The sequence below is a fragment of the Caulobacter soli genome, from assembly GCF_011045195.1.
Taxonomy (GTDB): Bacteria; Pseudomonadota; Alphaproteobacteria; order Caulobacterales; family Caulobacteraceae; genus Caulobacter; species Caulobacter soli.
Genome location: NZ_CP049199.1, coordinates 370,301 through 383,357, shown reverse-complemented (window position 1 = coordinate 383,357; position 13,057 = coordinate 370,301). Strand labels below are relative to the sequence as shown.

At 68.7% G+C, this 13,057-nt stretch carries 9 protein-coding genes; 4 read left to right on the top strand and 5 right to left on the bottom strand.

From position 1 onward, the window contains the following. Positions 1-27 precede the first annotated feature (27 nt). A complete protein-coding gene (locus G3M62_RS01795) occupies positions 28-2,190 on the bottom strand; it encodes a primosomal protein N' (RefSeq protein WP_165191162.1) in 2,163 nt (720 codons plus the stop codon). A 166-nt stretch (positions 2,191-2,356) separates the two neighbouring features. Here G3M62_RS01795 and G3M62_RS01790 point away from each other — a divergent pair, with 166 nt between their 5' ends. From G3M62_RS01790 to G3M62_RS01775, 4 genes are all read left to right on the top strand, one after another. Continuing rightward, positions 2,357-3,037, top strand: coding sequence for a DUF484 family protein (locus G3M62_RS01790; protein ID WP_165184245.1), 681 nt, complete (start codon positions 2,357-2,359; stop codon positions 3,035-3,037). Next, positions 3,034-3,963: a tyrosine recombinase XerC gene (locus G3M62_RS01785; RefSeq protein ID WP_165184243.1), complete on the top strand. Its 930-nt coding sequence runs from the start codon at positions 3,034-3,036 to the stop codon at positions 3,961-3,963. The genes G3M62_RS01790 and G3M62_RS01785 overlap by 4 nt, the downstream gene beginning before the upstream one ends. A 144-nt stretch (positions 3,964-4,107) precedes the next feature. Beyond that, positions 4,108-6,096, top strand: coding sequence for a methyl-accepting chemotaxis protein (locus tag G3M62_RS01780; protein ID WP_165184241.1), 1,989 nt, complete (start codon positions 4,108-4,110; stop codon positions 6,094-6,096). 167 nt (positions 6,097-6,263) lie between these two features. Continuing rightward, complete coding sequence (locus G3M62_RS01775) at positions 6,264-6,626, top strand: ribonuclease E inhibitor RraB (RefSeq protein ID WP_165184239.1); 363 nt, start codon at positions 6,264-6,266, stop codon at positions 6,624-6,626. Here G3M62_RS01775 and G3M62_RS01770 read toward each other — a convergent pair. The 4 genes from G3M62_RS01770 to G3M62_RS01755 all read right to left on the bottom strand — a co-directional run bounded on the left by G3M62_RS01770 (position 6,623) and on the right by G3M62_RS01755 (position 12,900). Further along, positions 6,623-6,943, bottom strand: coding sequence for a hypothetical protein (locus G3M62_RS01770; RefSeq protein WP_165184238.1), 321 nt, complete (start codon positions 6,941-6,943; stop codon positions 6,623-6,625). The genes G3M62_RS01775 and G3M62_RS01770 overlap by 4 nt on opposite strands. A gap of 78 nt (positions 6,944-7,021) precedes the next feature. Beyond that, positions 7,022-8,422, bottom strand: a complete 1,401-nt coding sequence (gene lpdA / locus G3M62_RS01765; RefSeq protein ID WP_165184236.1) for a dihydrolipoyl dehydrogenase — start codon at positions 8,420-8,422, stop codon at positions 7,022-7,024. 123 nt (positions 8,423-8,545) lie between these two features. Next, entirely contained in the window at positions 8,546-9,781 is a 1,236-nt protein-coding gene (gene odhB, locus G3M62_RS01760) for a 2-oxoglutarate dehydrogenase complex dihydrolipoyllysine-residue succinyltransferase (RefSeq protein ID WP_165184234.1), read from the bottom strand. A gap of 155 nt (positions 9,782-9,936) precedes the next feature. Continuing rightward, positions 9,937-12,900, bottom strand: a complete 2,964-nt coding sequence (locus G3M62_RS01755; protein ID WP_165184233.1) for a 2-oxoglutarate dehydrogenase E1 component — start codon at positions 12,898-12,900, stop codon at positions 9,937-9,939. Positions 12,901-13,057 lie beyond the last annotated feature (157 nt).

The window sequence follows — 13,057 nt, the reverse complement described above, 5'->3', positions numbered from 1 at the left end:
CTCTCTATGAGAGAGGGGGCTTTTCCCTCACAGAAAACTGTACGGGTCCACGTCGAACACCACGCGGACCGAGTTCGGGACCTTGGCCCGCGCCCGCCAGGCGGCCAGGAAGCCTTGCAGGTCCACCGAGCGGTCCGCGCGCACCAGGAAGCGTTTGCGCCGTCGCCCGCGCACCAGGGCCAGGGGCGCGTCGGCCGGGCCGAACACCTCGACCCCGTCGGCGTTGGGCGTCGCGGCCGCCAGGGCGTTGCAATAGGCCTCCAGGGCCACCGGATCGGGACCGGTGGCGATCACCGCCGCCAGCCGTCCGAACGGCGGCAGGCCCGCCTCCTGGCGCATGGCCATCTCGGCCTCGACGAAGGCGTCGCGGTCCTGGGCCTTGAGGGCTTGCAACACGCCGTGCTCGGGAGAGTACGTCTGAAGGAGAGCCCGCCCCGGCTTCTCGTGCCTTCCTGCCCGGCCCGCCGCCTGGGCCAGCAGCTGGAACGTCCGCTCGCCGGCCCGCAGGTCGCCACCACGTAGGGACAGGTCCGCGTCGACCACGCCCACCAGGGTGAGGTTGGGGAAGTTGTGGCCCTTGGCGGCGGCCTGGGTCGCCACCAGGATGTCGATCTCGCCGGCCGCCATGCTGTCGACCAGGGCCCGCGCCCCGGCCGCGTCGAACACCGTGTCGGACGAGAACACCGCCACCCGGGCGTCGGGGAACAGGTGGCGCGCCTCCTCCTCGACCCGCTCCACCCCTGGACCGATCGAGGTCAGGCTGTCCTTGGCGCCGCAGTGCGGGCAAGCCTCGGGCTTCTTCATCGAGAAACCGGTCAGGTGGCAGACCAGCCGGCCGGTATAGCGGTGCTCGACCAGCCAGCTGTCGGTGTCGGGCGACTTCATCTTCTCGCCGCAGGCCTTGCACAGCACCAGCGGCGCATAGCCCCGGCGGTTCAGGAACAGCAGCGACTGCTCGCCCCGCGAGAGCGCCACCGACACGGCCTTGACCAGCGGCGGCGACAGCCAGCGGCCGGGCTCCGGCGGGGTCTCGCGCATGTCGATCAGGCCGATGTCGGGCAGTTGGGCCGCGCCGTGACGAGCGCTGAGCCGCAGCCAGCGATAGCGGCCCTGCTGGGCGTTCCACAGGCTTTCCAGCGACGGGGTGGCCGAGGCCAGCACCACCAGCGCGCCCTCGATCTTGGCGCGGGCCACGGCCAGGTCGCGGGCCTGGTAGATGAAGCCCTCTTCCTGCTTGAACGAGCCGTCGTGCTCCTCGTCGACCACCACCAGCCGCAGCCTGCGGAACGGCAGAAACAGGGCCGAGCGGGCGCCGACCACGATCCGCGCCCTGCCCGTGGCCACGCCCTCCCAGGCCCGGCGACGCTTGGGCGGCGAAACGCCCGAATGCCACTCGATCGGCGCGGCGCCGAACCGGCTCTCGAAGCGGGCGATCACCGCCTGGGTCAGGGCGATCTCGGGCAGCAGGATCAGCACCTGGCTGTCCGGATCGGCGGCCAGGGCGGCGGCCACGGCCTCCAGATAGACCTCGGTCTTGCCCGAGCCGGTCACCCCGTCCAGCAAGGCGGCCTGAAAGCCGCCGGCGCCCAGCATCTCGGACAGCACGTCGGCCGAGGCCCGCTGGCTGGGATTGAGGGTCTGGGGCGGCAGCGACAGGTCGGGCTGGGGGAAGCTGCTGTCCGGCTCGATCCAGGTCACGGCCAGCGCGCCCTCGTCGACCAGGCCCTTCACCACGCCGGCCGAGACCCCGGCGGCGGTCGCCAGGGCGCCGGAAGCCATCGGGCCGGCTTGCGCCGCCGCCAGCACCTTCAGGCGCGCGGGGGTCATGCGGGCGGGCTGGGTCCCGGTCAGGGCCAGGGCCTTGTCGGGCTTGGCGGCCGGATGGCGCAGGCCGCGCAGGGCCATGGCCAGGGGCCAGCCGGGAATGTCGACCGAATAGCGCGCCGCCCATTCCACGAAGGTCAGGACACCCGGCGGCAGCGGCGGATCGTCCACCCGCTCCAGCACCGGCTTCAGCGGACGGTTATGGCCGGCGCCGTCGCGCAGGGCCGTGACCACCCCGCGAATCACGCGTGGCCCCAGCGGCACGGCCACGTGGTCGCCGACCATCAGGCCCAGCCCTTCCGGCTCGGCGTAGTCGAACGCCTCGGGCAGCGGCATGGGCAGCAGGACGGAGGCTATGCGGGGCATGGGACCAGACATGGGGAAGATCGGGTTCTGCCTTGGAAACGTCCCCAGGTCGAGAGGACCCGTCATCGCCCCATCAAGCCGCTGTTAACCGACTTGGGGCTTCATCGGGGATGGTCCCCTAATGTGAACGATATGGGGACGAAGTGTGAACGGAGTAGGCCCAGCCATGACCGACGCGACGCAAGCCAGGCTGCCCCTGACGGTCGATCCCGCTCTGGTCCGCGACTTCCTGCTGGCCGAGCCCGACTTCCTGCACGGCGATCCCGACCTGCTCAGCGACCTGGGCCTGCGTCCGGACGCCAGCAACGTCGTCGATTTCGGCCCCGCCGCCCTGGCCCGGGTCTCGGCCGCCCACGAGCGCGAAGCCCTGTTCCGCCGCCAGATCGAGGCCACCGCCCGCGCCAACTTCTCGGCCCAGGCCCAGAGCCACGCCGCGGTCATCGACCTGCTGGACGCCCGCAACCATTCGGATCTCGCCCGCCGGGTCGACGAAATGGCCATCCTGCGCTTTGGCCTGGCCGCCGGCGTCGTCGTGCTGGAAGGCCCAGGCCGCGTCCCCGCCGGCTGGCACGCCCTGATCGCCGGCCAGATCGAGATGACCATGGGCGACCATGGCGTGGCCCGCATGGGCTTCCACGCCCCGGCCCTGGGCCTGTTCGGCGACCGCATCGAAGAGATCAAGAGCATGGCCCTGGTCCGCATGGCCCTGTGGGAACCGTCGCGCCAGGGCCTGCTGGCCTTCGGCTCGTCCGACCCCGAAGGCTTCACCGCCGACATGGGCTCCGACCTCGTCGCTTTCCTGGCCCGCGTCGTCGAGCGCACGGCCGAGCGCTGGCCGATCCTGTGACGACCGCCCGCCAGGCCCTGACCGCCTGGCTGGACCATCTGGCCAACGAGCGGCGCGCCTCGCCGCGCACCGTGCGGGCCTATGGCGACAACGTCCTGGCCTATCTGAACTTCATGGAGCGCCATCGCGGCGAAACCCTGTCGACCGCCGACATGGGAACGATCACCGCCGCCGAACTGCGCGCCTACCTGGCCTTCCGCCGCGATCCCGGCGAAAGCGGTGAAGACGGCCTCTCGCCCCGTTCGCTGTCGCAGAGCCTGTCGTCGATCCGCGCCTTCCATCGCTATCTGGACCATCGGCTGGGCACGCCCAACGCCGCCATCGGCCTGGTGCGCGGCCCCCGCATCAAGGTCGGCGCCCCGCGTCCCGTCTCCGAGGACCAGGCCCACGGCCTGATCGCCGAGCTGTCGCTGGACCCCGACCGCGAGGACTGGGAAGTCGCCCGCGACGAGGCCGTGCTGACCCTGCTATGGGGCTGCGGTCTGCGGATCTCCGAGGGTCTTTCGCTGCTGCGCCGCGACGCGCCCCTGGCCGACAGCCTGCGGATCACCGGCAAGGGCGGCAAGACCCGGATCGTGCCGGTTCTGGATATCGTCCGCGAGCGTATCGACACCTATCTGGCCGCCCTGCCCTTCGCGCTCGGTCCCGACGACCCGCTGTTTCGCGCCAAGCGCGGCGGGCCGCTGTCGCCGCGCCACGTCCAGGCGACGATGCAGACCCTGCGGAGCCGCCTGGGCCTTTCGGACCGCGCCACGCCGCACGCCTTGCGCCACTCGTTCGCCACCCACCTGCTGGGAGCGGGCGCCGACCTGCGCTCGATCCAGGACCTGCTGGGCCACGCCTCGCTGTCGACCACCCAGCGCTACACCCAGGTTGACGCGGCCGGCCTGCTGGCCGCCTACGGCAAAGCCCACCCGCGTGCGTAACATCGCGACAGCGATGTGACATTCCGTCGCTAAGGGCGCCTGTAAGCCGTGCAGTTAACTGCGTTTTTACGGCGTTAGTCGCCTTCTGATCCCTAAGACGGAGGTCCCTCTATCTCGACGGGACCTCTGGATATGAGGTTAGCGATGAAATTCGACGATCTGAAAATCTCGACCAAGGTGGCTCTTCCGGCCATTATCCTGACCGTGGTCGCCCTCTCGATCACCGCCGTCGGCGCCTGGCAGTCGAAGGTTTCCGAAGCCGCCACCAAGGTTCTCGTCGAACAGCGCGCCCCGGCCGAGCTCGAGGCCTCGCGCTTCAACCGCCGGGTCGCGACCATCGGCTACGCCGCCTATCGCACGATCGCCAACGAAGCCTCCTCGCCGGAAGCCAAGCAGGCCAGCGACGAGATCGACAGCTCGTACAAGGAAGCCAAGGTCGCCCTGGGCAAGATCAAGACCGCCGACCCGGCCTCCGCCAAGAAGATCGCCGACTTCCAGACCCGCCTGGACCGTGTCTATTCCAGCGCCCGCCAAGGCGCGGACCTGGGTCTGCAGAACGCCAACGACGCGGCCAAGATGGTCATGGGCGTGATCGACCCCGACATCGCCAGCCTGACCAAGGACGTCTCGACCTATACCAACACCCATAGCGACGAGACCCACACCATGGTGGTCGAGGCCGCCAAGTCGGCCGCGACCGGCACGATGATGTCGATCGCCTTCGGGCTGATCGCCTCGGCCGCCGCCCTGGTCTTCGCCCTGTGGATTGGCCGCTCGAAGATCTCGGCCCCGCTGAGCAACCTCTCGCGGACGATGGAAGTCCTCGCGCAGGGTTCGGTGGACGTCGAGGTTGTCGGCGCCCAGCGCAAGGACGAGGTGGGGGCGATGGCCCGCTCGGTGCAGGTGTTCAAGGACAACGCCCTGGCCCTGCGCACGGCCGAGGCCGCCCAGCAGCGGGCCAGCGCCGAGACCGAGGCCGAGCGCGTGCGCAACCAGGACGCCGCCGACGCGGCCGCCCGCGAGCAGGCCTTCGTCATGGAACACATCGCCACGGGTCTGACCCGTCTGGCCGAGGGCGACCTGACCTATCGCGTCGACATCGACTTCCCCCAGGCCTACCAGCGCCTGCAGAACGACTTCAACGGCGCCATCACCCAGATGGAAGAGGCGATGCGCACCATCGTCCAGGCCGCCAACAGCATCGGGTCGGGTTCGGACGAGATCGCCTCGGCCGCCGACGACCTGTCGCGCCGCAGCGAGCAGCAGGCCGCCAGCCTGGAAGAGACCGCCGCGGCCCTGGACGAGATCACCGCCACGGTGAAGCGCTCGTCGGCCGGCGCGGTGGAAGCCTCGCGCGTGGTCACCTCGACCCGTTCGGACGCCGAACGCTCGGCGGTGGTGGTGCGCGGCGCGGTCGACGCCATGAACCAGATCGAGAAGTCCTCCCAGGAGATCAGCCAGATCATCGGCGTGATCGACGAGATCGCCTTCCAGACCAACCTGCTGGCCCTGAACGCCGGCGTCGAGGCCGCGCGCGCGGGTGACGCGGGCCGAGGCTTCGCGGTCGTGGCCCAGGAAGTGCGGGCCCTGGCCCAGCGCTCGGCCGACGCGGCCAAGGAGATCAAGACCCTGATCTCGTCCTCGACCCAGCAGGTCAGCCAGGGCGTGTCGATGGTCGGCCAGACGGGCGAGGCCCTGCAGGCCATCGTCAGCAAGGTCAGCGAGATCGACGGCCTGGTCAGCGAGATCGCCGCCTCGGGGGCCGAGCAGGCCACGGGCCTCAACGAGGTCAACGCCGCGGTCAACCAGATGGACCAGACCGTCCAGCAGAACGCGGCCATGGTCGAGCAGTCGACCGCCGCCAGCCACGCCCTGAAGGGCGAGGCCAACGGCCTGATGCAGATGATCGGGCGCTTTCAGGTGAACGGCGCCAGCGCCGCCCGCACGACCACCACCCGCCGCGCCGCCGCCCCGACCCAGGTCTCGCGCCCGGCCCCGCGCGCGCCGGTGGCCCCGGCCACCGCCGCCAGCCGTCCGGGCGCCAATCCGGTCCGCGCCGCCCAGGCCAAGCTGGCCGCCTTCGCCGGCGGCGGTTCGGCCCAGCCGGCCTCGGAAGACTGGGAAGAATTCTAGGGTTCAGTAAGCGTACCGCCCCAGCGTCAGTCTCAGGGCGTTTCCTCCCCTCGAGGACCTAGCGTACGAGCCCCGCCGGTTGCCCCCGGCGGGGCTTTTTCTTTGGAGGGTCATCGACAAGCCGCGCGGGTTCCACGATCTTCCAGCCGAGCTTGGTTCGGAGCCCTATGATCGATCTTCCTGATGACGAGAACGGTGACGTGCTGCGCCGCATGGTCGCGCGCGGTGATGATCTGAGCCGGCCGCGTATTGTCGACTTTACCCAGGTCTTTCCCACGGAAGCCGCGGCCAGGGCTTTCGCCGCCAAAGCTGAGGCTGACGGGCTATTCGCCGTGGTCGCCATGACTGAAACCGCCGAGAATCTCCCGTGGGACGTGGTCATCGAGCATGCGATCGCGCCGAGCCACGCGGCGGTGACGGCGCTCGAACTCCAACTTGCCGCGATGGCGGAAAGTTTTGGCGGACGAGCCGATGGCTGGGGTTGCGAGTCCGTGATCGGCGATGAGCCACTACAGAGGCCGCTTCGCTAGCGCCCCGCCGGGCGATCCACATTGAATCGAACCGTCGAAGACACCGGGCAACCGTCGATACTGCGCAGCACGGTCAGAGTGTGGTTGGCCGGCGGCAAGTCGCCGAGTTTCTGGACCGCCGCCCGGATAGCAGGCGCAGCGTTGACGGCCAGATCGACGCCTGGGGCGCGGCAGCCCTCCTGCGCCTTGGCGACCTCGAAGGCGTCGCGCCCGGAAGGATAAAACCTCGCCCGGTTCGGGGCGATCTGGTCGCCCAGCGCGGGCGCCGCCGGCGCAGCCTGGACGGCGGCGGCTAGCAGGATGACGGACAAAAGCATGGCGGGGCTCCGTTGCCGAAACCCCGCCACTCTACGTCCAGTCGAGCGCGAACGCTCGCTAAGTTTTCGACGGGCCGATCAGGCCTGCGTCGTCCAGCCTTCGACGCCCATGGCCGCCTGGCGGAAGCCTTCCGAGCGCGTGGGGTGCGGGTGGCAGGTGCGGGCGACGTCTTCCGACGAACCGCCGAACTCCATGGCCACGCAGATCTCGGCGATCATGTCGCCGACGTTCGGGCCCACGGCGTGGGCGCCCAGGATGCGGTCGGTCTTGGCGTCGGCCAGCACCTTCACGAAGCCGTCGGTCTCGTGGTTGATCTTGGCGCGGCTGTTGGCCAGGAACGGGAACTTTCCGACCTTGTAGGCGACGCCCGCGGCCTTCAGGTCTTCCTCGGTCTGGCCGACCGTGGCGACTTCCGGCTTGGTGTAGATGACGCCCGGGATGATGCCGTAGTTCACGTGGCCGGCCTTGCCGGCGATCAGCTCCATGCAAGCGATGGCCTCGTCCTCGGCCTTGTGGGCCAGCATGGGCCCCGAGGTCACGTCGCCAATGACCCAAACGCCGGGCGCGGTGGTCTTGTAGTGGTCGTTGGCGATGACGCCGCGCTTGTCCGGCGTGATGCCGACCGTCTCCAGGCCTAGGCCTTGGGTGAACGGACGGCGGCCGATGGCCACCAGCACATAGTCTGCCTGCAGCGTCTCGGCCGCGCCGCCGGCCACGGGCTCGACGGTCAGCTGGACCTGCTTGTCGGTCGAGGTCGCTCCGGTGACCTTGGCCCCCAGCTTGAACTTGAAGCCCTGCTTGGTGAGGATCTTCTGGAAGGCGGTGGCCACCTCGGTGTCGGTGCCCGGCACGATGCGGTCCAGGAACTCGACCACGGTCACTTCGGCGCCCAGGCGCTTCCAGACCGAGCCCAGCTCCAGGCCGATGACGCCGGCGCCGACCACGATCAGGCTCTTGGGCACGTCGGGCAGGCTGAGCGCGCCGGTCGAGTCGACGATGCGCTTGTTGTCGATGGTCACGCCCGGCAGCGGGGTGGGTTCCGACCCCGTGGCGATGACGATGTTCTTGGTCTCGAGCACGGTTTCCGTGCCGTCCTCGGCCTTCACGACCACCTTGCCCGGTCCGTCGATACGGCCCCAGCCCTTGATGTAGTCGACCTTGTTCTTCTTCATCAGGAACTCGACGCCCTTGGTCAGGGCTTCGACGCTCTCGGCCTTCTGGGCCATCATCTGCACCAGGTTCAGCTTGGGCTTCACCTCGATGCCCAGCTTGGCGAACTCGCCGCCGGTCGCGGCCTCGTACATTTCCGAGGCGTGCAGCAGGGCCTTGGACGGCATGCAGCCGACGTTCAGGCAGGTGCCGCCCAGCTTGCCGCGGCCTTCGACGATAGCGGTCTTCAGGCCCAGTTGCCCGGCGCGGATCGCGCCGTTGTAGCCGCCGGGGCCGCCCCCGATGATGACGACGTCGTATTGAGCCATGATGGGTCTCTTATCTAGGATCACCCCGCCGTCCTGCGATGCGTCGGGGCGGTGGGGCCGAAGGGCGCGCCGGGCGCCAGAAAAGCGAAACCCCCGTCCGTCGGGACGAGGGTTCCGAGCGGACTAGAGCTCCAGCAGCAGGCGCTGCGGGTCTTCCAGGGCTTCCTTGACCTTCACGAGGAAGGTCACCGCGCCGGCGCCGTCGACCACGCGGTGGTCGTAGCTCAGCGCCAGGTACATCATCGGGCGCACCTCGATCTTGCCGGCCACCACCATGGCCCGCTCCTTGATCGCGTGCATGCCCAGGATGCCCGACTGCGGCGCGTTGAGGATCGGGGTCGACATCAGCGAGCCGTAGATGCCGCCGTTGGTGATGGTGAAGGTGCCGCCCTGCATGTCCTCGATGGCCAGCTGGCCGTCGCGGGCCTTCTTGCCCAGGCCGCCGATGGCCTTTTCGATCTCGGCCAGGCTCAGGATGTCGGCGTCACGCACGACCGGAACGACCAGGCCCTTGTCGGTGCCGACGGCCACGCCGATGTCGTAGTGGTTCTTGTAGACGATGTCGGTCCCGTCGATCTCGGCGTTGACGTCCGGCACGGCCTTCAGGGCGGCCACGACAGCCTTGGTGAAGAACGACATGAAGCCCAGCTTCACGCCGTGCTTCTTTTCGAAGATGTCCTTGTACTGGCCGCGCAGGGCCATGACCGCCGTCATGTCGACCTCGTTGAAGGTCGTCAGCATGGCGGCGTTGTTTTGGGCTTCCTTCAGGCGACGGGCGATCGTCTGACGCAGGCGCGTCATCTTCACGCGCTCTTCGCGCTCATGGATGGCGCGCGGCGCGGCCGGGGCGGCGGCCGGAGCCGGGGCGTTGGCGCGGGCTTCCAGGGCGGCCAGAGCGTCGCCCTTGGTCACCCGGCCGTCCTTGCCGGTGCCCGCGACCTTCGACAGGTCCAGGTTGTTCTCGGCGGCGATGCGGGCCGGGGCCGGGCTGACCGGAGCGGCGGCGGCCGGGGCCGGGGCGGCGGCGGCGACCGGAGCGGGCGCGGGAGCCGGGGCCGGCGCGGCGGCGGGAGCCGGAGCCGCGGCGGCCTTCGGCGCGGGAGCGGCAGGAGCAGCGGCCGCGCCGCCCTCGGTCACCACGCCCAGGACCGTGCCCGGAACCACGGTCGCGCCTTCCTCGGCGCTGATCGAGGACAGGACGCCATCGGCGGGCGCCACGACCTCGAGGCTGACCTTGTCGGTTTCCAGTTCGACGAGCAGTTCGTCCTTCTTCACCGCCTCCCCGGCCTTCTTGGTCCAGCGCGCCACCGTCGCTTCGGTGACGGATTCGCCGAGGGCGGGGGTCATGATGTCGGCCATGTGGGGTTCCGATGTCTCGTGTTTAGTCCGGGCGGGGTTTGGAGCGCCCTCCGACCCGATGGGATCGGTTGACGCTCCGGCAGTCTCTTAGCGCATTTTCGGATGACGAACCGACGTTCAGTTCATCCGAAAATGCTTGGATCCGAGCGAAGCGATCAGGCGAAGGCTTCGTTCAGGAAGGTCTCGAGTTCTTTCAGGTGGCGGCTCATCATGCCGGCGGCCGTGGAGGCCGAGGCGGGACGACCCACGTAGCGGGCGCGCTTGGCCTTGACGTCCAGCTTGGCCAGGCTCAGCTCCAGCCACGGATCGACGAAGGTCCAGCCGCCCATGTTCTTGGGTTCTTCCTGACACCAAACCAGTTCGGCGTTCTTGAACCTTCCGAGCACGGCGAGCACCGACTTCAGCGGCCACGGATAGAACTGCTCCAGGCGCACGATGTAGACGTCGTCGCGGCCGGCCTTGGCCCGGGCGTCGATCAGGTCGAAATAGACCTTGCCCGAGCAGGCGATGACGCGGGTGATCTTGTCGTCGCTCTTCAGCGTGACGCCGCCGACGTCGCAGCCGGCTTCGGCCCCGTCGATCATCACGCGGTGGAAGCTGGAGCCCTCGGCCATGTCGGCCAGGTTCGAGACGGCCTTCTTGTGGCGCAGCAGGCTCTTGGGCGTCATGACGACCAGCGGCTTGCGGAACTCGCGGTGCATCTGGCGACGTAGGGCGTGGAAGTAGTTGGCCGGGGTGGTGCAGTTGACCACCTGCATGTTGTCTTCCGCGCACGACTGCAGGAAGCGCTCGAGGCGCGCCGAGCTGTGCTCGGGGCCCTGGCCTTCGTAGCCGTGCGGCAGCAGCATGGTCAGGCCGCTCATCCGCAGCCACTTGCGCTCGCCCGAGCTGATGAACTGGTCGATCACCACCTGGGCGCCGTTCACGAAGTCGCCGAACTGGCCTTCCCACAGGGTCATGGTGTTCGGATCGGCCAACGAGAAGCCGTACTCGAAGCCCAGCACCGCCTCTTCCGACAGGGCCGAGTCGATGACCTCGTAGTGGGCCTGGCCCGGGCGGATGTTGTTGAGCGGGGTGTAGTGCTCTTCGGTCGTCTGGTCGATGATGTCCGAATGGCGCTGGGTGAAGGTGCCGCGCACGCTGTCCTGGCCGGACAGGCGGACGGGGAAGCCCTCGTCGAGCAGGGTGGCGAACGCCAGGTGCTCGGCGGTGCCCCAGTCGATGTTCTCGCCCTTCTCGATCGCCTCGCGGCGGTTCTCGATCACGCGCTTGACGGTCTTGTGGGTGTTGATCCGCTCGGGAACCGTGGTGATCTGGCGACCCAGCTCCAGGAGCTTGGTCTTGGCCACGTCGGTCTTGCCCTTGCGCTCTTCGTCGCCGGGCAGGGCCAGGCCCTTCCACTTGCCGTCCAGCCAGTCGGCCTTGTTGGCCTTGTAGCTCTTGCCGGCCTCGAATTCCTTGTCGAGGAAGGCCTCGAACTCGCTGACCCAGCCGTCGACCTCGGCCTGGGCGGCGACGCCCTCGGCCACCAGGCGCTGGCTGTAGATCTCGCGGGTCGAGATGTGGTCCTTGATCTTGGCGTACATCACCGGCGAGGTCATCGTCGGGTCGTCACCTTCGTTGTGACCGAACCGGCGATAGCAGAACATGTCGACCACGACGTCCTTGCCGAACATCTGGCGATATTCGGTGGCCACCTTGGCCGCGTAGACCACGGCTTCGGGATCGTCGCCGTTGACGTGGAAGATCGGGGCCTCGACCATCAGCGCCACATCCGACGGATAGGGCGAGCTGCGCGAATAGCGCGGGCTGGTGGTGAAGCCGATCTGGTTGTTGACGATGAAGTGGATGGTGCCGCCCGTGCGGTAGCCCTTCAGGCCCGACAGGGTGAAGCACTCGGCCACCACGCCCTGGCCCGCGAAGGCCGCGTCGCCGTGCAGCAGCAGTGGCAGCACGTGGCCGCGGCCGGCGTCCGGCTGTTCGCGCAGGGTGAAGGCCTGCTTGGCGCGGGCCTTGCCGATCACCACCGGGTTGACGATTTCCAGGTGCGAGGGGTTGGCGGTCAGCGACAGGTGGACCTTGTTGTCGTCGAACTCGCGGTCCGACGAAGCGCCCATGTGATACTTGACGTCGCCCGAACCCTCGACGTCCGAAGGCAGGCTGGTGCCGCCCTGGAACTCGTGGAAGATCACGTGGTAGGGCTTGCCCATCACGGCGGCCAGCACGTTCAGGCGGCCGCGGTGCGGCATGCCCAGGACGATGTCCTTCACGCCCAGCGAACCGCCGCGCTTGATGATCTGCTCCATGGCCGGGACCATGGCTTCGCCGCCGTCGATGCCGAACCGCTTGGTGCCGGGGAAGCGCTTGTGCAGGAAGCGTTCGAAACCCTCGGTCTCGATCAGCTTCTTGAGGATGGCGACCTTGCCCTCCTTGGAGAAGGTGATTTCCTTGTCGCGGCCTTCGATGCGCTCCTGCAGCCAGGCCTTCTCGGTCGGATCCGAGATGTGCATGTACTGCACGCCGACGTTGTCGCAGTAGGTGCGGCGCAGGATCGACAGGATCTCGCGGATCGTCGAGGTCTCCAGACCCAGCACGAAGTCCAGGAAGATTGGACGGTCGTAGTCGGCTTCCGAGAAGCCGTAGGTCGACGGGTCGAGCTCGGGGGCCGAGGCCTTGGGCTCCAGGCCCAGCGGGTCGAGATTGGCGGCCAGGTGGCCGCGCATCCGGTAGGCCCGGATCATCATGATGGCGCGCAGGCTGTCCAGCGTGGCGGCGCGGACGGCTTCGGCGGAGGTTCCGGGGGCCTTGGCCTCGATGGCCTTGGACACCTTGGCTTCGACGGCGGGGGCCACGGTCGGCCACTGGCCGTCGATGGCCGACAGCCACTCGGGCCGGACGGCCGGGGCCTGGCGGGGCGTCCAGGTCGGATCCTGGGCGGCGCGCTTGACCTGGTCGGCCTGGTCGGAAAGCGTGGCGAAGAAGGCGGACCAGGACGGTTCGACCGATGCGGGGTTCTCCGCCCACCGGGCGTAGAGGTCTTCCACGAAAGCCGCATTGGCTCCGTAGAGGAACGAGGTCTCGGTCAAGACCTGATTGATGATGCCTGCGTCGTCCGCCATCGTCTTTGCCTTACGATCCTTTTACGCCACCGCTAACGGGCCACCGTTATCGGGACTGCGTAAATATAGTCTCTCAATCACCGGGCGCCCGTCGAATGAACGGGGCCCAGGTGATTTTTTCGGATCGTCGACAGGCGGTCGGAAAAACCTGGGCCCC